Below are 24,870 nucleotides of genomic sequence, written 5' to 3' on the forward strand. Positions count from 1 at the left end.
CCGTTCCCGGCGGCGGGATCCGCGTCCTGCCGCCGCTCCAGCGAGTCCTCCACGATGACGACCTCACATGTCCCCAACCTCACCGGCGTCCCCGAGACCATGCTGTGGACGCTGCACAACCGCGCCAGCGAGGCCGCCCGCGCCGACGGGGTGATCCGCGACCCCCTGGCGCTGCGGATCCATCGCACCCTCGACTACGACTACGAGCGTGCCTTCGGGCCCGCCGACTACTCCCACGGCGTGCGCTCGGCGATCTTCGATGCCGAGCTGCGCGCCTTCCTCGCCGCCCACCCCGACGGGATCATCGTCAATCTCGGCGAGGGGCTCGAGACCCAGCGCTTCCGTCTCGACTCGGAGCGCTCGCTGTGGCTGAGCGTCGATCTGCCCGAGGCGATCGCCATCCGCGAGCGCTTCATCACCGCGGACGCGCGTCATCTGCACCTGGCGATGAGCGCGCTCGACACCCGCTGGATCGACCGGGTGCCGCCCGGTCGAGCCGTCTATGTCACCGCCCAGGGCCTGCTGATGTACTTCGACCCCGAGGCGGTGGCCGGGCTGTTGCGCGAGATGGCCGCCCGTCTGCCCGGTGCCTGGTTCGCCTTCGATCACATCCCCGGGTGGCTGTCGCGGCGCACCCTGCGCGGCTGGTGGAAGACGCCGCACTACCGCACCCCGGAGATGCCCTGGGGGATCGCCCGTCACCGGGTCGCGCCGACGCTGCGCGGCTGGGTGCCGGATCTCGCCGAGATCCGCGCGCTCGACTTCGTCGCCCCGCGCGGGGCGGCGCGTCCGCTGTCGTGGCTGGTGGCGCGGCTGCCGCTGGTGCGGCGGATGCTGCCCGGGATCACCCGGGTGCGTTTCGCGGGCGGGTGATAAAAAAAGGGCCCCGGTGAGGGGCCCTGAGTGGCTCAACAACAGAGGAGTGAGCAGCGCGGGAACAACAGGGAGAGACGGTGAGGGTCAGCTGGCGCGACGCGTGGCGGTGAACTCGGGATAGGCCTCGAGACCGCACTCGCCGAGGTCGACGCCGGCATACTCCTCCTCCTCGCTGACGCGCAGCCCCATCACCAGACGGATCAGCAGCCACACCAGCAGCGAGGTGGTGAACACCCAGCCGAGGATGGCGCCGAGCCCGATCGCCTGGGCGGCGAAGCTCGCGCCGGGGTTGGTGATCGGCACCGCCATCAGCCCCCACATGCCGACCACGCCGTGCACCGAGATGGCGCCGACCGGGTCGTCGATGCGCAGTCGGTCGAGGGTGACGATGGAGAACACCACCAGCACGCCGCCGACACCACCGATCAGGGTGGCGAACAGCGGCGAGGGGGTGAGCGGCTCGGCGGTGATCGCCACCAGCCCGGCCAGCGCGCCGTTGAGCGCCATGGTGAGATCGGCCTTGCCGAACAGCAGCCGGGCGGTGATCAGACCGAGCAGGGTGCCGCCGGCGGCGGCCATGTTGGTGTTGACGAAGATCGCCGCCACCGCGTTGGTGTTGTCGAACCCGGTGAGGGCGAGTTGGGAGCCGCCGTTGAAGCCGAACCAGCCGAGCCAGAGCACGAAGGTGCCGAGGGTGGCCAGCGGCAGGTTGGCGCCGGGGATGGCGTTGATCGAGCCGTCCTTGCCGTACTTGCCGCGGCGCGCGCCGAGCAGCAGCACCCCGGCGAGCGCGGCCGCGGCGCCGCACAGGTGCACTAGGCCGGAGCCGGCGAAGTCGTTGAAGCCGACCGCCTCGAGCCAGCCGCCGCCCCACTTCCAGTAGCCCTGGATGGGATAGATCACGGCGGTCATCACGGTGGCAAAGAGCAGGAAGGACCACAGCTTCATGCGCTCGGCCACCGCGCCCGAGACGATCGACATGGCGGTGGCGACGAACACCACCTGGAAGAAGAAGTCGGACATGCGGGCGTGGTTGAGGCCCTCGGCGGTGATGGTCGCGGCGTCGTGGTCACCGCCGAAGAGAAAGCCCCAGTCGAGACCGGGGACGAAGCCGTTGCCCGCCGTCGGGTACATGAGGTCGTAGCCGATCAGCATGTAGGTGGTGCTGGCGATGGCGAACAGGGCGATGTTCTTGGTGAGGATCTCGGCGGTGTTCTTGGCGCGGACCAGCCCGGCCTCGAGCATGGCGAAGCCGGCGGCCATCCACATCACCAGGGCGCCGGTGACGAGGAAGTAGAAGGTGTCCAGGGCATAGACGAGCTGCGTGGTGGATTCCACGGGTGGGACCTCCGAATCGGACTGGGCGCGGCGCTCGGGCGCCGCGCGGGGAGCGGGGCGAGCGGCCGGAGCCGCTCGCCGTGGTGGCGGGGTCAGAGGATATAGCCGCGCTCGTCGTGCAGCGAGAGGTCGAGCCCCTCGGTCTCCTGCTCCTCGTCGACGCGCAGCCCGATGGTGGCCTTGAGTCCGAGCAGCAGCAGCAGGCTGACGATGCCGCCGTAGACCAGGGTGGCGATCACCGAGACGAACTGGATCCACACCTGGGCGCCGATGCCGTCGACGCCGTCGGCCAGGCCCGCGCCGCCGAGCGCCGGGGCGGCGAACACGCCGGTGAGCAGGGCGCCGACGATACCGGCGACGCCGTGCACGCCCCAGACGTCGAGCGAGTCGTCATAGCCGAGCCAGTGCTTGACCTTGGTCGAGGCGATGAAGGCGAAGATCGCGCCGGCGAAGCCGATGACGATCGCGCCCATCGGGCCGGCGGTGCCCGAGGCCGGGGTGATGGCCACCAGACCGGCGACCGCGCCGGTGGCGATGCCGAGCACCGAGGGTTTGCCGTGACTGATCCACTCGGCGAACATCCAGGTCAGCGCCGCGGTGGCGGTGGCCAGCTGGGTGACGGTGAGCGCCATCGCCGCGGTGGAGTCGGCGGCGAGTTCGGAGCCGGCGTTGAAGCCGAACCAGCCGACCCACAGCATCGCCGCGCCCATCACCGTCAGCCCGAGATTGTGCGGCGGCATCGCCGTGGTCGGGTAGCCCTTGCGCTTGCCGAGCACGATGGCGGCGACCAGCGCGGCGATACCGGCATTGATGTGCACCACGGTGCCGCCGGCGAAGTCGAGCGCGCCCATCTCGCCGATCCAGCCGCCGCCCCACACCCAGTGGGCGATGGGGATGTAGACCAGGGTCAGCCACAGCGCCATGAAGATCAGCATCGCCGAGAACTTCATCCGTTCGGCGAAGGCGCCGACCATCAGCGCCGGGGTGATGATGGCGAAGGTCATCTGGAAGGTCATGAACAGCGACTCGGGGATGCTCCCGGAGAGGGTGTCGACCTGCAGACCGGCGAGAAACAGCCGCTCGAAGCCGCCGATCCAGGCGTTGTTGGCACCGCCGTCGGTGAACGCCAGGCTGTAGCCGTAGACCGCCCACAAGAGGCTCATCAGACAGGCGATGGCGAAGCACTGCATCAGCACCGAGAGCACGTTCTTGGCGCGCACCAGACCGGCGTAGAACAGCGACAGGCCGGGCAGGGTCATGAACAGCACCAGCGCGGTGGCGGTCAGCATCCAGGCGGTGTCGCCGGCGCTCAGCGCGGCGTCGTCCTGGCCCCAGACGAGCAGGGGCGAGAGCAGCAGCGCGACCAGCAGGGGCGCGCGCAGGGTCGTCGAATGTCGCATCGGATTCACCGTTACATCTCCTAGCACTGCCTGGCTCAAAGCGCGTCCGGACCGGTCTCGCCGGTACGGATACGGGTGACCTGGTCGAGGTTGAACACGAAGATCTTGCCGTCGCCGATCTTGCCGGTGCGGGCGGCGGTGCTGATCGCCTCGACCACCTTGTCGACCATGCCGTCGTCGACGGCGATCTCGAGCTTGATCTTGGGGAGGAAGTCGACCACGTATTCGGCGCCGCGGTAGAGCTCGGTGTGGCCCTTCTGACGACCGAAGCCCTTGACCTCGATCACGGTGATGCCGGAGACCCCGATGTCGCCGAGCGCCTCGCGCACGTCGTCGAGCTTGAAGGGTTTGATGACGGCTGCAACAAGTTTCATCGCGAATGAACTCCTGTGAGGACCGGAATCCCTGCTCCGGTCCGGGGTTGGGGGCGGGCGCGCGTGATGTCGCTCAGAACTCCTTGTTCCAGCCCACCCAGACCTTGGGGTCGTCGTCGTAGGTGTCGCGACCGACCTGGTCGTAGTTCAGGCTGAAGGTGCCGAAGTCGCCGGCCTCGCGGCTGATCGAGGCGCCCCAGTGGGCGTAGTCGTTGCCGCCGTCGTTGTACTCGAAATCGGTGTAGCCGCCGTAGACGGTCAGACCGAGGTCGAAGGGCAGGGTGAAGTCGAGGCTGGCGTGGTAGTAGAGATCGCCCTGGATGTAGAGCGCCTCGTCGTTGTTGACCCCCGGGGCGCCGTCGGCCTGGCCGTAGACGGTGTAGGCGATGCCGGCGGTGAGCCAGCGGTAGCTGAGGCTGGCGGCGAGTTCGGCGAAGTCGCTGTCGCGACCGTCGGGATAGGCGTAGTAGATGGCGCCGAGGTCGTAGCCGAGCTCGTCGGTGATGTTGCCGGCGAAGCCGAGATAGGCGTCGAGCTCGTAGCTGGTGTTGTCGCCGAAGTCGACGTTGGAGGCCCAGGTGCCGGCGTAGAAGCCGCTCTCGTGGGCGTAGTCGAGTCCGCCCTGGACGGCGGCCTGATCATCGGTCTGGCTCTGGCCGCGCCAGATGTAGTTGCTGACCACGCCGATGTTGGCGCTCACCGAGTGCGGGCCCTCGGCGCTCGCGCCCTGCCAGGGCATGAATGCCGCGCTCAGTGCGGTGGCGGTCAGGATGGCGCCGATGCGTGCTTGCTGCATTGACTGATACCTCTGTTTGCTTGCGTTGGGTCGTGGCGGTTGTCGTCCATGTGCGCCGCAGTCGGCTGTGTGGGTTGAGCCGGGACGCGAAAACGTTCAGTGGACATCAGCACATCGCGTGCCAGTTGCCGTTTGGGGCGTGTTGGAGACGCTTTTCGGCATCATGTGCCAAAGTGGCAACAGAAGAGTGCACCGGATTGGTGCCGGTAGGGTGTCGGCGGTCAGATTAGCGCACCAAAAGAAGGCGGCACAGCACCGTCGATCGGCGCAGACGGCACCGTGCGACACACCTATAATGTGGGCCCAAGGGCGCCTCAGCGCGGTTCTTGTCGCCGTCCCGCGGAAGCGGGCGACGGCCTCGTCCAACCTCATCCACAGCGCGCGGGCCGGTGGGTTCGCGCCGAAGGAATCGATCATGTTAGATCCCAAGCAACTCGACGATCTGGTCCAGCGGTTCGCCGCGAACATGCCCAAGGGGCTGCAGGTGTTGCAGGAAGACATCAATCGCAACGTCAAGGCCTCGCTCGAGTCCGGCCTCTCGCGGCTCGATCTGGTGACCCGCGAGGAGTTCGACGTGCAGTCGGCGGTGCTCGCCCGCACCCGCGAGAAGGTCGTGGCGCTCGAGGCCCAGGTCGCGGCGCTCGAGCAGGCGCTCGGCGCGCGTCAGTCGAACGCCGACTGACCCCGGTCGCGACCCGGCGTTGGCGCTCTGCACCCTGCACAGCCGCGCCTGCGTGGGCATCTCGGCCCCGGCGGTGGCCGTCGAGGTCCATCTCTCCTCCGGGCTGCCGGCGCTGTCGTTGGTGGGGCTCCCCGAGGCGGCGGTGCGTGAGAGCAAGGAGCGGGTGCGCGGGGCGCTGCTCAATGCCCGCTTCCGCTTTCCCGACGGTCGTCTGACCATCAACCTCGCCCCCGCCGACCTGCCCAAGGAGGGCGGGCGCTTCGACCTGCCGATCGCGCTCGGCATCCTCGGCGCCTCGGGACAGCTCGGTGCCGCCGAACTCGATGACTGCGAGTGTCTCGGCGAGCTGGCGCTCTCCGGCGCGCTGCGTCCGGTCAGCGGGGTGATCCCCGCGGCGCTGGCTGCGCGCGCGGCCGGGCGCACCCTGATCCTGCCGCGCGCCAATGCCGAGGAGGCGGCGCTGGTCGGCGGGCTCGAGCTGCTGCCGGCCGAGCATCTCGGCGAGGTCTGTGAGCACCTCGCCGGGGTGCGTGCGCTGAGGCCGCACCCGCAGGGGAGCGAGGTCGTCACCGCGCCGACTGTCGCCGACCTCCGCGAGGTGCGCGGTCAGGCGCAGGCCAAGCGGGCGCTCGAGGTCGCCGCCGCCGGCGGCCACAGCCTGCTGCTGATCGGCCCGCCGGGCAGCGGCAAGTCGATGCTGGCGAGCCGGCTGCCGGGGCTGTTGCCGCCGTTGAGCGAGGACGAGGCGCTGGAGAGCGCGGCGATCCGCTCGGTGAGTGCCAGTACGCCGTTCGATCCGGCACGCTGGCGCGAGCGACCGTTCCGCGCCCCCCACCACACCGCCTCGGCGGTGGCCCTGGTCGGCGGCGGGGGCAATCCGCGTCCGGGCGAGATCTCGCTGGCGCACCACGGGGTGCTGTTCCTCGACGAGCTGCCGGAGTTCGACCGGCGGGTGCTGGAGGTGCTGCGCGAGCCGCTGGAGTCGGGTCATATCGACATCTCGCGGGCGGCGCGTCAGGCGCGCTTCCCGGCGCGTTTCCAGCTGGTGGCGGCGATGAACCCCTGCCCCTGCGGTTATCTCGGCGACCCGGGCGGGCGCTGTCACTGCAGTCGCGAGCAGGTCGCGCGCTATCGCGCGCGGATCTCGGGACCGCTGATCGATCGCATCGACCTGCAGCTCGAGGTGCCGCGGGTCGAACTCGGCGCGTTGCTCGCGCCCTCGGCCCCGCAGGCCGAGGACTCGGCGACGGTGCGCGCGCGGGTGTGCGCGGCGCGTGAGCGCCAGCAGCACCGCGCCGGGTGCGCCAACGCCGCGCTCGACACCGCTGGCCTCGAGCGCGACTGCGCGCTCGAGGCCGCGGGGGTACGGATGATGGAGCAGGCGATGGCCAGGCTGGGGCTCTCGGCGCGCGCCTATCACCGGGTGCTCAAGGTGGCGCGCACCATCGCCGACCTGGAGGGCGCGACGCGGATCGCCCCGGCCCATCTCGGCGAGGCGATCGGCTATCGCCGTCTCGATCGCGCCGCCGAGCGGCCCTGAAGACGCATCGCGCGGGTCTCTCGCCCGCGCACCACAGTGTTCGCAACCGATACCGGATCATCATGCTGCAACTTCAAGAGCTCAGCCTGCGCCGTGGCCCCAACCTGTTGCTGGAGGGCGCCGACGTCACCGTCTATCCCGGTCAGCGGGTGGGGCTGGTCGGCGCCAACGGCTGTGGCAAGTCGAGCCTGTTCGCGCTGTTGCTCGGCGAACTCGGCGCCGACGCCGGCGCCGTCTCGCTGCCGCCCGACTGGGTGATCGCCCATGTCGCCCAGCACACCCCGGACACCGAGCGCGCGGCGATCGAATTCGTCCTCGACGGCGACCGCGAGCTGCGCGAGATCGAGCGCGAGCTGGCCCGCGCCGAGGCCGACGGCGACGGGCTGCGCCACGCCGAGTGGCTGGGGCGGCTGGAGGCGATCGACGGCTATGGCGCCGAGAGCCGCGCGGCGCGGTTGCTCCACGGTCTGGGCTTCGCCCCCGGCGACGAGCGCCGCCCGGTCAACAGCTACTCCGGCGGCTGGCGCATGCGCCTGGCGTTGGCGCGCACCCTGATGTGTCGCTCCGACCTGCTGCTGCTCGACGAGCCGACCAACCATCTCGACCTCGATGCGGTGATCTGGCTGGAGGGCTGGCTGCGGGCCTATCCCGGCACCCTGGTGCTGATCTCGCACGATCGCGATTTCCTCGATGCGGTGGTCGGTCAGGTGCTCGCCCTCGAACAGCGCCGCCTGACCCTCTATACCGGCAACTACTCGGCCTACGAGCGTCAGCGCGCCGAGCGTCTCGCCCAGCAGCAGGCCGCCCACGAGCGCCAGCAGCGCGAGATCGCGCACATGCGCGGCTTCGTCGATCGCTTCCGCGCCAAGGCCACCAAGGCACGTCAGGCGCAGAGTCGGCTGAAGGCGCTCGAGCGCATGGAGCTGATCGCCCCGGCCCATGTCGACTCGCCCTTCCGCTTCGCCTTCGCCGTCCCGGAACACCTGCCGCGCCCGCTGTTGCGGCTCGATGCGCTGCGCGCGGGTTATGCCGATCGGGTGATCCTCGACGGGGTCGGGCTGGGGTTCGAGCCGGGCGACCGCATCGGCCTGCTCGGGCGCAACGGCGCCGGCAAGTCGACCCTGATCAAGGTGCTCGCCGGCGAGCTGGCGCCGCTCGCCGGGCGTTGCGAGTGCGCCCAGGAGCTGCGTGTCGGCTATTTCGCCCAGCACCAGCTCGAGGCGCTGCAGGCCGAGGACAGCCCGCTCGCGCACCTGCGCCGACTCGACCCCGAGGCCACCGAGCAGCAGTTGCGCGATTTTCTCGGCGGCTTCGGTTTTTCGGGCGATCGCGCGCTCGATCCGGTGGCGCCCTTCTCCGGCGGCGAGAAGGCGCGCCTGGCGCTGGCGCTGATCATCTACCAGCGTCCCAATCTGTTGCTGCTCGACGAGCCGACCAACCATCTCGACCTGGAGATGCGCCACGCCCTGAGCGAGGCGCTGCAGGGCTTCGAGGGCGCGCTGGTGGTGGTCTCGCACGATCGTCACCTGCTGCGGGTGACCACCGATACCCTGCTGCTGGTCGACGACGGCCAGGTTGCGCCCTTCGCCGGCGATCTCGACGACTATCCCGCCTGGCTCGCCGGACGGGTGGCCGCTGGCACCGGCGCCGATGAGTCGGCCCAGGCGCGTGCCGGCAACGAGCGGCGCGAGCAGCGCCGTCAGGCCGCCGAGCAGCGCAAGGCGATGGCGCCGCTGCGCCAGCGCGAGCGGCGTCTCGAGGCCGCGCTCGAGCAGCTGGCGACGCGGCGCGAGACGCTCGACCAGACGCTCGCCGACCCCGCGCTCTACGAGGAGTCGGCCAAGCCGCGGTTGCTCGAGCTGATGGAGGAACACCGCCGGCTCGAGGCCGAGCTGGTGGCGACCGAGAGTGAGTGGCTCGATGTCTGCGAGGCACTCGAGCAGTTCCAGGAGACCTGTTGAGCGCCGGACTCGCGCGATGATGCCGCTGTTTCCCGATCCCTTCCGTTTTCGCGCCCACTGGTCGGCCGCCCGCTGGCGCCGCCTGGGGGCGGCCCTGAGACCGCTGCTGCTGGCGCTGCTGGCCTTGCTGTCGCTCTATTGCGTCTGGCCCTATGCGACCCTGTGGCGGATCGATCGCGCCCTGGCCGAAGGCGATTGCTCGGCACTCGACGGATTGGTCGATCTGCCGGCGATCCGCGCCGAGATCGCCCACCGGCTCAACAAGGAGCACGAGAGCGTGATCGGCGAGCTCTCCGACGCCTTCATCCAGTGGCTGGAGGCGGGGATTCGGCGCAACGGTCCCGGCGCGCTCGACGAGCTGGTGACCCGCGACTGGGTGTGCGAGCGGTTGCAGGCCGCGACACCGCCGGGCGAGGCGCTGACCGATCAGCTCGCCGGGGCCTGGTTCGTCGCGCCCCGTGAGTTCGGCGCGCGTCTCGTGTCCGCCGGCGCCGAGACGGTGTACCTCCGACTGCGCCTGCAGCGCCCGGGCTGGCGGCTGGTCACACTGTATTACTGAGTGCCGGTCGCCGCGCTGCGGGTCGCGACTTCATCAACCAGACCCGACCGGCGGCTATGATGATCTGCGGTGAGTCGCGTGTGGGACCGTGCATTCTGGCCCGCGCCTTGCTGACGCTATTGCTCAGAGGATCCGATCGCGATCCGGGTCGTGTTCGGTAGCCGCCGCGTCGCGGTCTGCCCGACGGCCGATCTTCAAACACGACTGAGGACCCATGTGCGCCATGTCCCCCTACAAGACACTCTTGCAGAACCCGCTCAGCGAGCACCTCTTCGACCTGCCCTCTCTGCCGATGGATGCCGCAGGGCTCGCCCGGGACTTCCAACGCTATTACGGCTATACCCTGGGACGCGACAGTGACTCGCTGGCGGCCTACTACCCCTACGCGGCGCTCGCCATCACCTTGCGCGACCGGCTGATGGAGCGCTGGAAGCGTACCCGCCAGGCCTATGACGGCGACAAGTGCCGCCGCGTCTACTATCTCTCGCTGGAGTTCCTGATGGGGCGGGCGCTGTCCAACGCCATGCTCAACCTCGGGCTCGAGGATGCGCTCACCAAGGGACTGCACGATCTCGGCGTCCAGCTCGAGGAGCTGGCCGAGAACGAGCCCGACCCCGGGCTCGGCAACGGTGGTCTGGGGCGGTTGGCGGCCTGCTTCCTCGACTCCTGCGCCACTCTGCAGCTGCCGGTGCGCGGCTACGGGCTGCGCTACGAATACGGCATGTTCCGTCAGGTGATCGAGCACGGCGCCCAGGTCGAGGAGCCCGATCACTGGCTGCGCGACGGCAACCCCTGGGAGCTGGAGCGCCCCGAGTTCACCCAGCGGGTACAGTTCGGCGGGCGCACCGAGCGCTATCTCGATCATCAAGGTCGCGAGGCGGTGCGCTGGGTCGATACCTGCGACGTGCTCGCCGTGCCCTATGACCTCCCGGTGCCCGGTTATCGCAACGATACGGTCAACACCCTGCGGCTGTGGAAGGCGGCGGCCACCGACGACTTCAATCTCGACGAGTTCAACGCCGGCAGCTACACCGAGGCGGTGGCGCAGAAGAACCAGGCCGAGCACATCACCATGGTGCTCTATCCCAACGATGCCAGCGAGAACGGCAAGGAACTGCGCCTGCGCCAGCAGTTCTTCCTCGCCAGCGCCAGCATCAAGGACGTGTTGCGCGACTGGGTGCGGCTGCACGGCGAGGACTTCTCGCGCTTTGCCGAGTTCAATTGCTTCCAGCTCAACGACACCCATCCGGCGGTCTCGGTCGCCGAGCTGATGCGCCAGCTGGTCGACGAGCACCAGCTCTCCTGGGACACCGCCTGGGGCATCACCCGCGAGACCATGGCCTACACCAACCACACCCTGCTACCGGAGGCGCTGGAGCGCTGGCCGGTACGACTGTTCGAGCAGCTGCTGCCGCGCATCCTCGAGATCATCTACGAGATCAACGCCCGTTTCCTGATGGAGGTCGAGCGGCACTGGCCGGGCGACAACGAGCGGCTGCGGCGGATGTCGCTGATCGAGGAGGGGCACGAGCCGCAGGTGCGCATGGCCTATCTGGCGATCGTCGGCAGCTTCTCGGTCAACGGGGTGGCGGCGCTGCACTCCGAACTGCTCAGACAGGGGCTGTTCCACGACTTCTACGAGCTCTGGCCGGACAAGTTCAACAACAAGACCAACGGCGTCACGCCGCGCCGCTGGCTGGCGATGTGCAACCCGGGGCTGGCACGGTTGCTCGACGCCGAGCTCGGCGGTGACTGGATGTGCGATCTGGAGCGTCTCGAGGGGCTCGCACCGCTGGCCGAGGATGCCGCCTTCCGCGCGCGCTGGCGCGAGATCAAGCAGGAGAACAAGCGTCGTCTGGCCGAGGTGGTGGCGCAGATCTGTCACGTCGACTTCCCGCTCGAGGCGATGTTCGACGTCCAGGTCAAGCGCATCCACGAGTACAAGCGCCAGTTGCTCAACGTGCTGCACGTCGTCCATCTCTACAACCGCATCAAGCAGGGCGACACCCAGGACTGGACCCCGCGCTGCGTGCTGCTCGGCGGCAAGGCCGCGCCCGGCTACGTGATGGCCAAGCAGATCATCAAGTTCATCAACAACGTCGCCGCCGTGGTCAACGCCGATCCCGATACCGCCGGCCTGTTGCGGGTGGCCTTCGTGCCCGACTACCGGGTCTCGCTGATGGAGGTGATCGCCCCGGGCACCGATCTCTCCGAGCAGATCTCGACGGCGGGCAAGGAGGCCTCGGGCACCGGCAACATGAAGTTCATGATGAACGGCGCGGTGACCATCGGCACCCTCGATGGCGCCAACATCGAGATCCGCGAGCAGGTCGGTGCCGACAACTTCTTCCTCTTCGGACTCACCGCCGAGGAGGTCGTCGCGGCCCGCGCCCATTACGATCCCAACGGCATCATCGCCGCCGATCCGGCGCTGCGCGAGGTGATGGCGCTGATCGAATCGGGTTACTTCAACCGCTTCGAACCGGGGATCTTCGACGCCATCACCCTGTCGATCCGCAACCCGCACGACCCCTGGATGACCGCGGCTGACTTCCGCAGCTATGTCGACACCCAGGAGCAGGCCGCGGCGGCCTATCGCGATCCCGAGCGGTGGTGGCGGATGAGTATCCTCAACAGTGCACACAGTGGCCGCTTTTCTTCCGATCGCACCATCGGCGATTACAATCACGACATCTGGCGACTGCAGACGATCACGCCGCGCGACTGAGCGGCCTGGCCGTTTTCCGTGTTGCAAGCGGGGATATTTCCGAGGAACCTTGTCGGTGGCCGACCCCACGGCCACCGTCGACCAGCCCCCTCGGGGGGCTGGTCGGGTGTCCGGGGCGGTCCTGTCCCCGTGCCGAGCACGCCCCTGTGGTAGGGCTCGGCGGTTATCGCTGGAGCCGTCATGACCGACACCCAATCCTCGCAGTCCACCCCGCTCGCCGATGAACTCGATCCCGAGCGCATCCTCACCGAGCAGTTTCATCGTGCCCGCACCCACCTCAGTGAGGTGCCGCCGGGGCTGGTGGACTATCTGCGCCTGCCGCGGCGCACCATCAACGTCAGCGTCCCGGTGGAGATGGACGACGGACACATCCGCCACTTCGAGGGCTACCGGGTGCTGCACAGCCGCATGTTCGGCCCCGGCAAGGGGGGCATCCGCTATCACCCGGCGGTGAGTCCGGGCGAGGTGAAGGTGCTCGCGGCGCTGATGAGCTGGAAGTGCGCGCTGCTGCACCTGCCCTTCGGTGGTGCCAAGGGCGGTGTGGCCTGCGATCCCAAGGAACTCAGCGAGGGTGAACTCCGACGCATCACCCGACGCTTCATCTCCGAGCTCGGCGACAACATCGGCCCCTATACCGATGTCCCGGCCCCGGACGTCTATACCGACGCCCAGACCATGGCCTGGATCTACGACACCTACGACCAGCTCCACCCCGGCGAGAACAACCTGCCGGTGGTCACCGGCAAGCCGCGTGAGCTCGGCGGCTCGGCCGGTCGCACCGAGGCGACCAGCCGCGGCTGCGTCTACACCGCCGAGCGGCTGATCGCGCTCGGCGGTGTGCCCGGGCTCGACAGCCTGCAGGGCGCGCGGGTGGTGATCCAGGGCTTCGGTAACGTCGGTCGCATCGCCGCACGGTTGTTCCAGGAGATGGGCGCGCAGGTCTGCGCGGTGAGCGACTCCGGCGGCGCGATCCTCGCCGAGAACGGTGCCGCGCTCGACCTCGATCTGCTCGACACCCACAAGGATACCCACGGCACCGTGGTCGGTCTGCCCGGTAGTCGCACCATCACCAACGACGATCTGCTCGCGCTCGAGTGCGACATCCTGGTGCCGGCGGCGCTCGGCGGTCAGATCCACAGCGGCAACGCCGAGCGAGTGGCGGCGCGGCTGGTGGTCGAGGGCGCCAATCGCCCGATCACCCCGGAGGCCGATGACGTGCTCGCCGCGCGCGGCATCGTGGTGCTGCCCGACATCCTCGCCAACGCCGGTGGCGTGACCGTGAGCTATTACGAGTGGGTGCAGAACATCGAGCATCACAGCTGGTCGCTCGAGGAGGTCAACAACCGGCTGCGTACCCGCATGTTCGATGCCACCGACCGGGTGGTTGCGCGCTGGCGCGGCTTCCCCCAGGATTGCGCCGAGCAGGGGCTGTGCGGCGATCTGCGCACCGCCGCCCTGGTCGAGGCGCTCGATCGACTCGCCAGGGCGACCCTGCAGCGCGGCATCTGGCCCTGATCGGGGCCGCGACCGCCGGGCTCCGGCCCGGCGGTCGGCCATCATCATTCTGGAGCGAGGAGACAGGCGCGGTGGATCAAGCGGCCCGACGCTGCAACGAGATCTATGCCATCGACCGTTGGGGCGAGGGCTATTTCACCATCAACGGGGCGGGGCACCTGTGTGCCCGTCCCGATCCCGAGGGCGCGGTCGAGATCGATCTCGCCGCGCTCGCCGCGCAGCTCGACGCCGAGGGGCTGTCGCTGCCGGTGCTGGTGCGCTTCACCGATATCCTCCGCCATCGTGTCGCCGCGCTCGCCGCGGCCTTCGCCGCGGCCGGTGCCGCCTGCGGTTACCGGGGCGGCTACCAGCCGGTCTATCCGATCAAGGTCAATCAGCAGGCCGGGGTGGTGCGCGAGATCCTGCGCTCCGGCCAGGCAGGGCTTGAGGCCGGCAGCAAGCCCGAGCTGATGGCGGTGCTGGCGCTCTCGCCCCCCGGCGGGCTGGTGGTCTGCAACGGCTACAAGGATCGCGAGTACATCCGTCTGGCGTTGATCGGGCAGCGGCTCGGGCTGCGCGTGCACCTGGTGATCGAGAAGCCCTCGGAGCTGGCGCTGATCCTCGACGAGGCCGAGCGCCTCGGCGTCGAACCGCTGCTCGGGGTGCGGGTGCGGTTGGCCGCGGCGGCCGCCGGCAACTGGCAGAGCAGCGGTGGCGAGAAGGCCAAGTTCGGGCTCTCGGCCAATCAGGTGCTGGCGCTGGTCGAGGCGTTGCGCGAGGCCGGTCGGCTCGACTGGCTGCGGCTGCTGCATGCCCATCTCGGCTCGCAGATCCCCAGCGTCCAGGACATCCGCGCCGGCGTCGCCGAGCTGACGCGCTTCTATGTCGAGCTGCGTCGATTGGGCGCGCCGGTCGGCTGTCTCGATGTCGGCGGCGGGCTGGGGGTCGACTACGAGGGCACCCGCACCCGCAACTACTGCTCGGTCAACTACGGCTTTGCCGGCTATGCCCGCGCGGTGGTCGAGACAGTGGCCGCCGAGTGTCGTCGCGCCTCCCAGCCCGAGCCCGACCTGCTGAGCGAGTCGGGACGGGCGCTGACCGCCCACCATGCGGTGCTGATCACCAACGTCATCGATCGCGAGCGCGCCGCCGGGCTCGGCGTCGAGCCGCGCGCCGAGGAGGGCCAGCCGCTGCTCGATGCGCTCGCCGAGCAGCTGCGCGAGGCCGGGCGCGGTGCCCCCCAGGAGATCTATGCCGAGTCGCGCGAGCTGCTCGAGGCGCTGCGCGCGGGCTTTGCCGACGATGCCGTCGATCTCGCCACCCGTGCCCGTGCCGAGGAGCTGTTCTTCGCCGTCTGTCGACGCCTGGCGGCGCGGCTCGATCCGGCGGTGCGGCGTCACCGCGAGTTGGCCGATACCGTCAACGCGCTGCTCGCCGACAAGCTGTTCTGCAACTTCTCGCTGTTCCAGTCGATGCCCGACGTCTGGGCGCTCGATCAGCTCTTCCCCATCGCCCCGATCCAGCGTCTCGACGAGTTGCCCGAGGCGCGCGCCCTGGTCCACGATCTCACCTGCGACTCCGACGGCTGTATCGAGCACTATGTCGACGAGGGCGGGGTGGAGACCAGTCTGCCGATCCATGCCGACGCCGCCGAGGGCGCGCCCTATCTGCTCGGGTTCTTCATGGTCGGCGCCTATCAGGAGATCCTCGGCGACATCCACAACCTGTTCGGCGACACCGATGCGGTCAACGTCGAGCTCGACCCCGAGGCCCCGTCTGGCTATCGGCTGTGCGAGGCCGAGCGTGGCGACTCCACCGACGAGCTGTTGAGCTACGTGCACTTCGAGCCGCGGACCCTGCTCGCCCACTACCGGCGCAAGCTCGATGCCGCCGGACTCGATCGCGATACCCGCGAGCGGCTGTTCGTCGAGCTCAAGGCCGGGCTCTACGGCTACACCTATTTCGAGGGCGGGGGCTGATCCCGCCGCGACGCGCGGAGGTTGCGGGATGCATGAACTCTCCATCTGTCAGGCGCTGCTCGATCAGGTCGAGCGGATCGCCGACGAGCACGGCGCCACCCGGGTCGAGCGCATCCTGTTGCGTATCGGGCCGCTCTCCGGGGTCGAGCCCGACTTGCTCGAGCGCGCCTATCCGCTGGCCGCCGCCGGGACCCGCGCCGAGTGCGCGACCCTGGCGATCGAGTCCGCGCCGGTGCGGGTGCGCTGTCTCGACTGTGGCGCGGAGAGCACGGTCGAGCCCAACCGGTTGCTGTGTGCGGCGTGCGACGGTTATCGCACCCGTCTGATCAGCGGCGACGAGATGTTGCTGGCCAACCTGGAACTGTCGATCCCCGACGCCCCGGCGTCATGACCGGATTCTGACTAACCGGTGACGGTCGCGATGACATACACTCACGCCAAGGCTTGGATTCAGGAGACGTTGGCGCCAGCATCCGGTGGATGGATGACCCGGACAGGGTTCGCGCGACCGCTGCCAAGACGTCGCGCCATCGTCCCAACAGCGCATCCCTAGCGGAGATCTCGTCATGTGCGATACCTGTGGCTGCAACATCACCCCCGGCAACGAGCACCTGGTGCGCGATGGCGGACGTCACGCCCGGACCGAGGACGGTCGCGCGGCGGTCAGCGTGCTGCGCAACCTGCTCACGGAGAACGATCATCAGGCCCGTCACAACCGTGAGCACTTCGACCGTCACGGCGTGCTGGCGATCAACCTGATGTCCTCGCCGGGCGCGGGCAAGACCCGCCTGCTCGAGGCGACCATCGAGGTGCTCGGGCCGAGTTGCCGGATCGCGGTGATCGAGGGCGATCTCGAGACCGAGAACGATGCCGAGCGCATCCGCGCCAAGGGCGTGCAGGCGGTACAGATCGCCACCGGCAGCGCCTGTCATCTCGATGCCCACATGGTCCATCAGGCGCTGCATCAGATCGATCTCGACGGCATCGACCTGCTGTTCATCGAGAACGTCGGCAACCTGGTCTGCCCGGCGAGCTTCGACCTCGGCCAGCACCGCAACGTCACCCTGCTGTCGGTGCCCGAGGGCGACGACAAGCCGGCCAAGTACCCGGTGATCTTCCGCGCCGCCGATCTGGTGCTCTGCACCAAGGGCGATCTGCTGCCGGTGCTCGAGGACTTCGACCCCGAGCGCGCCGAGCGTCATCTGCGCGCGCTGGCAAGCGTGGCGCCCTTCGACGTGGTCTCGACCCGTCGACCCGGCGAGCTCGAACCCTGGCTGCTCTGGCTGCGCGACGAGCTGCAGGCGCAGGACACCAGACGTGCGCTCGGGCGCACCATCCACCCGCTGATCCAGCCCGACGGCGCCTTGTTGCACGGCGATGCCCAGGAGGGCGAGCATCACGGCCACGGTCACTTCCATCAAGCCGCGCAGAGTCACGGCTGATCCCGTCGACACCTTGCCCGGTCCCGGACCCCGTCAAGCCACGAGGAGGAACCTCCGTGTCAGTCCCAATGTTCACCAGACGTTCCGCGCGCGCGATCGCGTTGCTCGCCCTGCTGGCGCAGGTGCCGGCGGTGTCGGCGTTCAACTTCGGCGACATGATGAACCCCAGCCGCTGGATGGGCGGTGACCGCTACGACGATGACTATTACGACGGTCCCTACGGCCCCTATGCGCCGCCCTATGGTCCCTATGGCGGTCCGGGATATGGCGCGCCCTATGGTGGTTACGGCATGCCCTATGCGCCGCCCCCGGCCTATCCCGGCGTGCCGGGGACCACGCCGGCGTCACCGGTCGCGCCTGCGGCGGCTGGTGCGCCCGATGCCACCGCCGAGGAGATCGAGGCGCTCAAGCGTCGGGTCGAGGAGCTCGAGGCGCGTCAGCGCGGCGCCCAGCCGCCGCGGCAGACCCCGTCCCCTGGTGACTGGCCCTCGCCGCCCGGCTTCCGCCCGATGAACCAGTACTGATCCCGGTCGTCGGACGCGACCGGCCCCGTCGCCGCGGGGCCGGCGCTGTGCCCGGTGGGCGCGGCTGCTAAGATGCGGCTCGTCAACTGGGCTTCATCGACCGGAGGTCGCGTCCGATGTCACGGATCACTCGCGCGCTCTGCGCGCTGGCGCTGCTCTGCGCCCCACTGTCTTCGCCGCTGGCCGCGGGCGGCGCCGTCGTCCACCAGGCCGAGACCAGCCTCGAGGCCGCGCTCGACGGGCTGCAGGCGGCGATCCTCGAACGCGGTCTCTATATCAACAACGTCCTCGATCTGGGCGAGATGTTCGCCCGCACTGGCGCGGACCTCGGTTTCACCGAGCCGGTCTACGGTGAGGCGCGCTCGGTCGAGTTCTGCAGCGCCGTGCTCTCGCGCGAGATGATGCGCGAGGACCCGACGCGGATCGTCAACTGCCCCTTCGTGGTCAGTCTCTATACCCTGCCGGGCGACCCCGCCACCGTCCATGCCGCCTATCGCGCGGTCCCCGCCGAGCTGCAGGCCGCAAGCCCGGTGATGCGCGAGGTCGCCGAGTTGCTCGACGCGCTCGCCCGCGCGGCGCTGGCCTGGTGATGGCGACCATGGCGATGCCGCAGGGGCTTATCCGCCTGCTCGATCTGGTTCGTCGCTACGGTCCGCGCGCGCTGCACGTGCTGCGTACCGAAGGCCCCCGGGTGCTCGCGCGCAAGCTCGCGCGGCGGCTGCGCACCACGCCGTTGCGCATCCCCGATCCACCCGTCCTGCTCGCCTTCGACGAACCTTTCGAGCCGATCGCGCTGCCCGCGCCCGAGCACCCACGGGTGTCGGTGGTGATCCCGATCCACGGTCAGTTCGGCTACACCCATCATTGTCTGGCCGCGCTCGCGCGCTGCGGCGACACGGCGCGCTTCGAGGTGGTGGTGGTCGACGATTGCTCGCCCGACGACAGCGCCGCGCGGCTCGCCGCCTATCCCGGGGTGCGGCTGATCCGCAACCCCGAGAACCTCGGTTTCGTCGGTACCTGCAACCGTGGCGCCGAGGCTGCGCGCGGCGAGCTGCTGGTGTTCCTCAACAACGACACCCAGGTGCAGCCGGGCTGGCTCGACGCCCTGCTGGCGACCTTCGATGAATATCCGGACGCGGGCATGGTCGGTGCCCGGCTGGTCTATCCCGACGGTCGTCAGCAGGAGGCCGGCGGCATCCTCTTCGCCGACGGCTCGGCGTGGAACCATGGTCATCTCGACGATCCGCATCGTCCCGAGTACGGCTATGTGCGCCCCGTCGACTACTGCTCGGGCGCGGCGCTGGCGATCCCGCGCGCGCTGTTCGAGCGTCTCGACGGTTTCGACCGCACCTTCGCCCCGGCCTATTACGAGGACACCGATCTGGCGATGCGGGTGCGCGCCGCCGGGCTCCGGGTCTACTACCAGCCGGCGGCCTGGGTGGTGCACTTCGAGGGGGTGAGCGCCGGGCGCGACCCCGAGGCGAGCACCGGGCTCAAGCGCTATCAGCGCATCCACGCCGAGACCTTCCGCGCGCGCTGGGGCGAGACGCTCGCCGGGTTCGGCGCGCGCGACGCGGCGCTCGACCGGGTCAAGGACCGCGCCCTGGCGCGCCGTGCCCTGGTGGTCGACAACTACATGGTGACGCCGGATCGCGAGTCGGGCTCGCTGCGCATGGTCAACCTGTTCGCCATCCTGCGCGGGCTCGGCTATCAGGTGACCTTTGCCGCGGCCAACCTGGAGGCGCCCGAGCCCTATGTCGGCGCGCTCCAGCAGCGCGGGGTGGAGGTGCTCTATCGTCCGCACGTGCCCTCGGTCGCGCGTCATCTGGCCACCCAAGGCGCGCGCTACGATCTGGTGGTGCTCAGCCGCGCCGATGCCGCCGCGGCGCTGATGGAGGCCGCGCGGCGTCACTGCGCGCGGGCGCGGATCGTCTTCGACACCGTCGATCTGCACTTCCTGCGCGAGAGCCGGCTCGCCGAGTTGCGCGGCGACGCGGCCACCCGCCGGATCGCCGCGCGGCGTCGCGATCAGGAGCTGGCGCTGATGCGTCGCGCCGACCAGACCTGGGTGGTGAGCGAGGCCGAGCGCGCGCTGCTTGCCACCGAGGCGCCCGATGTCGAGGTGCATTTGGTCTCCAACATCCATCGCATCTTCGGCTCGGCGCGTCCCGCCGCCGAGCGTCACGGCCTGCTGTTCATCGGCGCCTTCGCCCATCCGCCGAACACCGATGCGGTGCTCTTCCTCGGTCGCGAGCTGATGCCGCTGCTGCGCGAGCGCCTGCCCGGGGTGGTGCTGCGGGTGGTCGGCGCCGAGCCGCCGCCGGAGGTGCGCGCACTCGCCGCGCCGGACATCGAGATCCTCGGCTATGTCCCCGATGTCGCGCCACTGTTCGCCAGCTCGCGGGCGTCGGTGGCGCCGCTGCGCTACGGCGCCGGGGTCAAGGGCAAGATCAATCAGAGCCTCGCCCACGGGCTGCCGGTGGTGGCCACCGCGGTGGCCGCCGAGGGCATGCATCTGGTCGACGGCGAGTCGGTGCTGCTCGGCGAGGACGCCCGCGCGCTGGCTGACGCCATCGCCCGGGTCTGTGTCGACGACGCGCTCTGGCAGCGCCTTTCCGACGGCGGGCTGGCGGTGATGGAGCGCCACTTCGGTTTCGCCGCCGCCGAGCGCGCGGTGCGGGTCGCGCTCGACGAGGAGGTGAGCCGATGAGCGCCATGCCGCTGGTCAGCGTCATCGTCGTCAACTACAACGCCGGGGCGTTGCTCGCCGAGTGCGTGACGGCGGTGCTCGGCTCGACGCTCGCCGTCGAGGTGATCGTCAGCGACAACGGCTCGGTCGACGACAGCCTCACCCGGTTGCGCGCGCGGGTCGGTGCCGATGCGCGGCTGCGGATCGTCGAGAACGGCGCCAACCTCGGCTTCGCTGCGGGCAACAACCGCGCGCTGCCGCTGGCCGGCGCGCCCTGGCTGCTGTTCCTCAACCCCGACTGCATCGTCGCCCCCGATACCCTCGGGCGTATGGTCGAGGCGCTCGAGGCCCATCCCGAGGCGGGGATCGCCGGGTGCATGGTGCGCGATCCGGACGGCGCCGAGCAGGTCGCCTGTCGGCGCGCCATCCCCGATCCCTGGATCGCGCTGCGCCGTCTGCTCGGACTGGAGCGGCTCGGTGGCGCCGGACTCGATCAGCGTCATCTGCCGCCGCCGCGCGAGCCGGTGACGGTCGAGGCGACCTCGGGCTCGTTCATGTTCGTGCGCCGCGCCGCGCTCGCACAGGTCGGCCCGCTCGACGAGGGTTATTTCCTGCACTGCGAGGACCTCGACTGGTTCGTGCGCTTTGCTGAGGCCGGCTGGCGGGTGCTGCTGGTGCCCGGGGTCGAGGTGGTGCATCACAAGGGCGCCTGCAGCGGTGGTGATCCGCTGGCCGTCGAGCGCCACAAGCATCGCGGCATGGAGCGCTTCTATCGCAAGTTCCAGTACCGGCGCTATCCGCGTCCGTTCAGCTGGCTGGTGATCCTCGGTATCCGTCTGCACCTGGGGCTGCTGGTCGCGCGTCAGTGGCTGCGACGGGGGCGGGCGACATGAGTCTGCGCGCGGATGCACTCGGACTGGTGCTGGTCACCGGCGCTACCGGCCGGGTCGGTCGGGTGCTGGTCGAGGCGCTGCTCGCGCACGGTCAGCGGGTGGCGGTGGTCAGCCGCGCACCGGCGGTGGTCGAGCGGCTGTGGCCGGGGCGGGGGGTGGAGACGCGTCGCGCCGATCTCGCCCGTCCCGAGACCCTCGCCGGGGTCTGTGCCGGGGTCGAGACCCTGATCCATCTCGCCAGCTATGCCCCGGCCGCCGACGAGCCCGACATCTACGAGGCCCCGGGACACTGGACGGTGACCGCCGAGGGCACGCGCGCACTGATGGCCGAGGCGCGCAGCGCCGGGTCGCTGCGGCGGATGCTCTATCTCAGCACGGTCAAGGCGATGGGGGATGCGACCGGGGCGCGCGGCCATCCGGCCGGCCCCGACGAGGTCGAACCCGCGCCCGAGACCGGCTATGGTCGCGCCAAGCTGGTCGCCGAGGGCGAGTTGCTGGCGAGCGCCGCGGCGCTCGGCATCCCCGGCTGCGTGTTGCGCCTGCCGATGGTCTACGGGTTGGCGGGGGAGGGCAATCTGGCGCGGATGATCGCCGCCGTCGCCGCCCATCGCTTCCCGCCCTGGCCACGGATCGACAACCACCGCTCGGCGGTGCACGTCGAGGATGCGGTGGCTGCGGTGCTGCTCGCCGTCGCCCACCCGGCGAGCGCCGGGCGCACCTATTGCGTGACCGATGGCGGCGCCTATTCCACGCGCTGGATCTACGAGCGCATCTGTCGCGCGCTCGACCGTCCGGTGCCGCGCTGGACGGTGCCGCTGTGGGCGCTGCGCGCCGCCGCCGGGGTCGGCACGCTCGGCGAGCGTCTGCTCGGTCGGCGCATGCCCCTGACCCTGGAAGGGCTCGACAAGCTCGTCGGCGATGCCTGGTTCTCCTCGGCCACGCTCGAGCGCGAGCTGGGGTTCCGTGCCCGGCTCCGGCTCGATGAGGAGATCGAGGGGTTGGTGCGGATGGTTCGGGGCGGGGATCGGGAGGGGCCTCGCCCCCCCGACTCGTCGGTCGTCTGATCGGGTGCGACTGGCGGTAGCGGCGGCCGTGCCGTCGTCGGTGAGGCGCGACGACGGCGTCGTGGTCCGGGTCAGGTTTCGGGGTCGGTACGGCGCTCCAGGACCTGACTGACCGCACGCTCGGTGAGCGGGTCCTGGCTGAGCAGTCGGGCGCTGCCCTGGCGCAGATGATTGGCGAGGCTGGTGGTGGCGAGCGTGAGGGCGTTGTCACCCTGACGGTTGGTGAACAGATAGACGCCACGATACTCACTGACCCAACTCAGTCGCAGCGTCTTGCGGGTCCCGCGCACGCTCTTGAACTCGACCCAGGCGCCGACCTCGAGGGCGCGCGCGAGACGCAGATGGTGATCGGTCTCTGCGTCGTCGGCATCATCGGATGCCGATGCCGATGCCGATGCCGATGCCGATGCCGATGCCGATGCCGATGCCGATGCCGATGCCGATGCCGATGCCGATGCCGATGCCGGGGCGGTGGTCGTGTCCTCGACGTTGTCCTGCGCTGGCGGCGAGTCGTTCACGCCCTCGCGATGCAGGGCCGCCATGTGCAGCCGGATCAGCTGACCGAAGAAGCTGTCCCAGGAGGTCTCCTGGTCGATACGCTCGAGCCCCTTGCGCAGCCGGGTGATGAGGTCCGGGAGCAGGGTGAGCAGACGGTCGCGCTCCTCCTGGGTGAGCTTGGGCTCGACCGACCACAGCAGGTCGTCCATCAGCTGCACCGCTTCCCGCCAGTCCTCGCCGTCCTCGCCGGTGTCGATGAACACGTCGACCAACACCTGTCGCCAATGCTCGCCGACGAAGTCGCTGATCAGTGCCGGGGCCTCCGGGTGGGCGTGCTCGGTGATGACGGCCTCGACACGTCGCTCGGCGACCTCGCGCCGATCGCGTCGGGCCAGCTCGCCGAGCACCTTGCTCGCCTTGCCACGGGCCCGCGTCTCTTCCTCGTCGAGGAACTGCTCGAACGCCTGGAGCTGGCGGGCGAAGACCTCGACGTCGTCATCGAAGCCATCGACCACGCCATCGACGATGGTACGGATCCGCTCGATCAGACGCGGTTCGTCTTCCTCGCTGCGGCCGAGGCCGGAGCTGGCGATGAGATCGAGCAGTCGGCGTGCGGGGTGGCGTCGCTCGGAGAAGAAGTGCTTGTCGATCAGCGCGACCTTGAGCACCGGGATCTGCAGCTTGGCCAGCTCGGCGCGGATCGCCGCCGAGAGTTCGGGGTCCTTGAACATGGCGTCGAACAGCATCGAGACGATGTCGATGGTGAGCGCGTCGACCGGGTGCGACCAGTCGGCCATTGGGGTGGCGCGGATTCGTTGCAGTGCGTCGTTCTGCGCCGGGTCGATGGGGGATGCGCCGAGTCCCGGCAGCTGACGGACGTCGCCGCCGCCGCGTTGCAGCCCGGTGAGGGCCTGGATCAGCTCGGCGATGTCGAGCGTCTGCTGGCGCGGTTGTGATGGTGCCGCCCGGGGCGTCGGTGGCATGCCCTGGTGGAACTGGCCGGTGGCCGCTGGGCGCTGGGTGGCGGCTGCCTGCAGCGCCTGGGCGAGCTGTTCGAAGACGTCGCTGTTGCCGTGCTCGCCCTGGTGCGGCGCCGATGCGGCAGTCTGCCGGTGCTCATCGAGCGGTGGGTGAGCGTCAGCGGCGTCGAGTGGTTGGCTGCGTAGTGCGCGCTGGGGGCCGGCGAGCGGGATGTTGGGGAGGATGCCGGCCTCGGCGAGAAAGCGGTTGAGGTCGGCATAGATGCCCGGCAGCTCGGCCGAGGTCTGGCGCTCGAACTCCTGCAGCAGGATCAGTCCGAGCTGTTCGCCGACGTCGAGTGCGCCGAGCGCGTCGAGCATCGTGGTGAAGAGCGCGCGCGGGTGCAGCGGGTTGTCGTCCTGAGCGATACGCGAGAGTTGCAGCAGTGCGGCAAAGCGTCGATCGAGCGCGGTGAGCTGCTGCGCGCAGTTGCACGCGGCGCGGGCCGAGAGCTTGGCGATTGCCAGGTCGCGCTCGAAGTCGTCGGTGTCGATCAGGCTCAGCTCGCGCGGCTCCTGGTTCGCGCGCCCGCCTTCCACGGTGGTGCCGCGCAGGGCCGCGACCGCCGCTTCGAACTGCGCGACATAGGTGCTGCGGAACTGTTGCAGCAGCAGCTGGCCATGGCCGGTGAGGAAGTCCATGGCGGCGAAATAGAGTTGTTGCTGCTCGAGGCTGGTGGCGCGATCGGCCATGCCGAGGAAGTCGTCGTTGGCGCTGTCGAGATGCTGGGCGAAGACGGTGGCGAGACCGTGCGCGAGGCGGTCGCGACAGGCCGCGAGCAGGGTGGCTGGATCGGCCGATGCCGGGGCCTCTGGCGGGAGGCCGCGACCGGCGAGCGGGACGACGTTCGATGAGGATCTGTCGGCCATGGTTGGTTCCAGAAGGCAGGGACGGCGCAGCGCGTCCGGTCGCGCGCGCCCGAGCGACGGGGACGATAAGGCGGTCGGCTGTGGCTCAAGTTCGCGGCCTGCAGACCCGGTCCCCTCCTCCCGGGTCTGTTCCTTCTTACGCAG

20 protein-coding genes are annotated in these 24,870 nt (G+C 69.7%); 15 read left to right on the forward strand and 5 right to left on the reverse strand.

What is annotated here, in order from left to right:
* Window positions 1–54 precede the first annotated feature (54 nt).
* Complete coding sequence (locus tag EBL85_RS08700; protein WP_123142703.1) at window positions 55–873, forward strand: class I SAM-dependent methyltransferase; 819 nt, start codon at window positions 55–57, stop codon at window positions 871–873.
* An 87-nt stretch (window positions 874–960) separates the two neighbouring features.
* Here EBL85_RS08700 and EBL85_RS08705 read toward each other — a convergent pair whose 3' ends face one another.
* From EBL85_RS08705 to EBL85_RS08720, 4 genes are all read right to left on the reverse strand, one after another.
* Window positions 961–2,214: an ammonium transporter gene (locus EBL85_RS08705; RefSeq protein ID WP_123142704.1), complete on the reverse strand. Its 1,254-nt coding sequence runs from the start codon at window positions 2,212–2,214 to the stop codon at window positions 961–963.
* A gap of 92 nt (window positions 2,215–2,306) precedes the next feature.
* Window positions 2,307–3,614: an ammonium transporter gene (locus tag EBL85_RS08710; protein ID WP_123142705.1), complete on the reverse strand. Its 1,308-nt coding sequence runs from the start codon at window positions 3,612–3,614 to the stop codon at window positions 2,307–2,309.
* A gap of 35 nt (window positions 3,615–3,649) precedes the next feature.
* The gene (locus EBL85_RS08715; protein WP_123139171.1) at window positions 3,650–3,988 is read right to left on the reverse strand and encodes a P-II family nitrogen regulator; all 339 of its coding nucleotides are present in this window, start codon (window positions 3,986–3,988) and stop codon (window positions 3,650–3,652) included.
* Between the two features lie 73 nt (window positions 3,989–4,061).
* Window positions 4,062–4,784, reverse strand: a complete 723-nt coding sequence (locus EBL85_RS08720; RefSeq protein ID WP_123139172.1) for a TorF family putative porin — start codon at window positions 4,782–4,784, stop codon at window positions 4,062–4,064.
* Window positions 4,785–5,199: 415 nt separating this feature from the next.
* Here EBL85_RS08720 and EBL85_RS08725 point away from each other — a divergent pair, with 415 nt between their 5' ends.
* The 14 genes from EBL85_RS08725 to EBL85_RS08790 all read left to right on the forward strand — a co-directional run bounded on the left by EBL85_RS08725 (window position 5,200) and on the right by EBL85_RS08790 (window position 22,339).
* Complete coding sequence (locus EBL85_RS08725) at window positions 5,200–5,466, forward strand: accessory factor UbiK family protein (RefSeq protein WP_062272149.1); 267 nt, start codon at window positions 5,200–5,202, stop codon at window positions 5,464–5,466.
* 19 nt (window positions 5,467–5,485) lie between these two features.
* Window positions 5,486–7,006 (forward strand): YifB family Mg chelatase-like AAA ATPase, encoded by a 1,521-nt coding sequence (locus tag EBL85_RS08730; protein ID WP_123142706.1) that lies wholly within the window; start codon window positions 5,486–5,488, stop codon window positions 7,004–7,006.
* A gap of 62 nt (window positions 7,007–7,068) precedes the next feature.
* Window positions 7,069–8,967, forward strand: a complete 1,899-nt coding sequence (locus tag EBL85_RS08735; RefSeq protein ID WP_123139174.1) for an ATP-binding cassette domain-containing protein — start codon at window positions 7,069–7,071, stop codon at window positions 8,965–8,967.
* Between the two features lie 16 nt (window positions 8,968–8,983).
* On the forward strand, window positions 8,984–9,526 hold the full coding sequence (locus EBL85_RS08740; protein ID WP_165913403.1) for a DUF2939 domain-containing protein: 543 nt from the start codon (window positions 8,984–8,986) through the stop codon (window positions 9,524–9,526).
* Window positions 9,527–9,749: 223 nt separating this feature from the next.
* Window positions 9,750–12,254 (forward strand): glycogen/starch/alpha-glucan phosphorylase, encoded by a 2,505-nt coding sequence (locus tag EBL85_RS08745; RefSeq protein ID WP_123142707.1) that lies wholly within the window; start codon window positions 9,750–9,752, stop codon window positions 12,252–12,254.
* Window positions 12,255–12,434: 180 nt separating this feature from the next.
* Window positions 12,435–13,769 (forward strand): Glu/Leu/Phe/Val dehydrogenase, encoded by a 1,335-nt coding sequence (locus tag EBL85_RS08750; protein WP_123139176.1) that lies wholly within the window; start codon window positions 12,435–12,437, stop codon window positions 13,767–13,769.
* 71 nt (window positions 13,770–13,840) lie between these two features.
* Entirely contained in the window at window positions 13,841–15,727 is a 1,887-nt protein-coding gene (gene speA / locus EBL85_RS08755; protein WP_123142708.1) for a biosynthetic arginine decarboxylase, read from the forward strand.
* A 28-nt stretch (window positions 15,728–15,755) separates the two neighbouring features.
* Window positions 15,756–16,118: a hydrogenase maturation nickel metallochaperone HypA gene (locus tag EBL85_RS08760; RefSeq protein WP_123139178.1), complete on the forward strand. Its 363-nt coding sequence runs from the start codon at window positions 15,756–15,758 to the stop codon at window positions 16,116–16,118.
* Between the two features lie 175 nt (window positions 16,119–16,293).
* On the forward strand, window positions 16,294–17,169 hold the full coding sequence (hypB, locus tag EBL85_RS08765) for a hydrogenase nickel incorporation protein HypB (protein WP_123139179.1): 876 nt from the start codon (window positions 16,294–16,296) through the stop codon (window positions 17,167–17,169).
* Window positions 17,170–17,225: 56 nt separating this feature from the next.
* A complete protein-coding gene (locus tag EBL85_RS08770) occupies window positions 17,226–17,693 on the forward strand; it encodes a hypothetical protein (RefSeq protein WP_123142709.1) in 468 nt (155 codons plus the stop codon).
* Window positions 17,694–17,809: 116 nt separating this feature from the next.
* The gene (locus tag EBL85_RS08775; RefSeq protein WP_123142710.1) at window positions 17,810–18,283 is read left to right on the forward strand and encodes a DUF302 domain-containing protein; all 474 of its coding nucleotides are present in this window, start codon (window positions 17,810–17,812) and stop codon (window positions 18,281–18,283) included.
* Between the two features lie 14 nt (window positions 18,284–18,297).
* Window positions 18,298–20,403 (forward strand): glycosyltransferase, encoded by a 2,106-nt coding sequence (locus EBL85_RS08780; RefSeq protein WP_223806103.1) that lies wholly within the window; start codon window positions 18,298–18,300, stop codon window positions 20,401–20,403.
* A complete protein-coding gene (locus EBL85_RS08785; protein WP_123142712.1) occupies window positions 20,400–21,275 on the forward strand; it encodes a glycosyltransferase family 2 protein in 876 nt (291 codons plus the stop codon). The genes EBL85_RS08780 and EBL85_RS08785 overlap by 4 nt, the downstream gene beginning before the upstream one ends.
* Window positions 21,272–22,339 (forward strand): NAD-dependent epimerase/dehydratase family protein, encoded by a 1,068-nt coding sequence (locus tag EBL85_RS08790; protein ID WP_123142713.1) that lies wholly within the window; start codon window positions 21,272–21,274, stop codon window positions 22,337–22,339. The genes EBL85_RS08785 and EBL85_RS08790 overlap by 4 nt, the downstream gene beginning before the upstream one ends.
* Before the next feature lie 71 nt (window positions 22,340–22,410).
* On the opposite strand, the gene EBL85_RS08795 is transcribed toward EBL85_RS08790, so the two are convergent.
* Entirely contained in the window at window positions 22,411–24,726 is a 2,316-nt protein-coding gene (locus EBL85_RS08795; protein ID WP_123142714.1) for a DUF1631 domain-containing protein, read from the reverse strand.
* Between the last annotated feature and the right edge of the window lie 144 nt (window positions 24,727–24,870).

Source organism: Marichromatium sp. AB32 (assembly GCF_003718675.1).
In the GTDB taxonomy this organism is placed as follows: Bacteria; Pseudomonadota; Gammaproteobacteria; order Chromatiales; family Chromatiaceae; genus Marichromatium; species Marichromatium gracile.

Excerpts from the sequence above, each read along its gene's own strand:
- EBL85_RS08700 (WP_123142703.1), top strand. The coding sequence starts at position 55 with ATGACGACCTCACATGTCCCCAACCTCACCGGCGTCCCCGAGACCATG.
- EBL85_RS08710 (WP_123142705.1), bottom strand. The coding sequence starts at position 3,614 with ATGCGACATTCGACGACCCTGCGCGCGCCCCTGCTGGTCGCGCTGCTG.
- EBL85_RS08715 (WP_123139171.1), bottom strand. The coding sequence starts at position 3,988 with ATGAAACTTGTTGCAGCCGTCATCAAACCCTTCAAGCTCGACGACGTG.
- EBL85_RS08720 (WP_123139172.1), bottom strand. The coding sequence starts at position 4,784 with ATGCAGCAAGCACGCATCGGCGCCATCCTGACCGCCACCGCACTGAGC.
- EBL85_RS08725 (WP_062272149.1), top strand. The coding sequence starts at position 5,200 with ATGTTAGATCCCAAGCAACTCGACGATCTGGTCCAGCGGTTCGCCGCG.
- EBL85_RS08735 (WP_123139174.1), top strand. The coding sequence starts at position 7,069 with ATGCTGCAACTTCAAGAGCTCAGCCTGCGCCGTGGCCCCAACCTGTTG.
- EBL85_RS08740 (WP_165913403.1), top strand. The coding sequence starts at position 8,984 with ATGATGCCGCTGTTTCCCGATCCCTTCCGTTTTCGCGCCCACTGGTCG.
- EBL85_RS08745 (WP_123142707.1), top strand. The coding sequence starts at position 9,750 with ATGTCCCCCTACAAGACACTCTTGCAGAACCCGCTCAGCGAGCACCTC.
- EBL85_RS08750 (WP_123139176.1), top strand. The coding sequence starts at position 12,435 with ATGACCGACACCCAATCCTCGCAGTCCACCCCGCTCGCCGATGAACTC.
- EBL85_RS08760 (WP_123139178.1), top strand. The coding sequence starts at position 15,756 with ATGCATGAACTCTCCATCTGTCAGGCGCTGCTCGATCAGGTCGAGCGG.
- hypB (WP_123139179.1), top strand. The coding sequence starts at position 16,294 with ATGTGCGATACCTGTGGCTGCAACATCACCCCCGGCAACGAGCACCTG.
- EBL85_RS08775 (WP_123142710.1), top strand. The coding sequence starts at position 17,810 with ATGTCACGGATCACTCGCGCGCTCTGCGCGCTGGCGCTGCTCTGCGCC.
- EBL85_RS08780 (WP_223806103.1), top strand. The coding sequence starts at position 18,298 with ATGCCGCAGGGGCTTATCCGCCTGCTCGATCTGGTTCGTCGCTACGGT.
- EBL85_RS08785 (WP_123142712.1), top strand. The coding sequence starts at position 20,400 with ATGAGCGCCATGCCGCTGGTCAGCGTCATCGTCGTCAACTACAACGCC.
- EBL85_RS08790 (WP_123142713.1), top strand. The coding sequence starts at position 21,272 with ATGAGTCTGCGCGCGGATGCACTCGGACTGGTGCTGGTCACCGGCGCT.
- EBL85_RS08795 (WP_123142714.1), bottom strand. The coding sequence starts at position 24,726 with ATGGCCGACAGATCCTCATCGAACGTCGTCCCGCTCGCCGGTCGCGGC.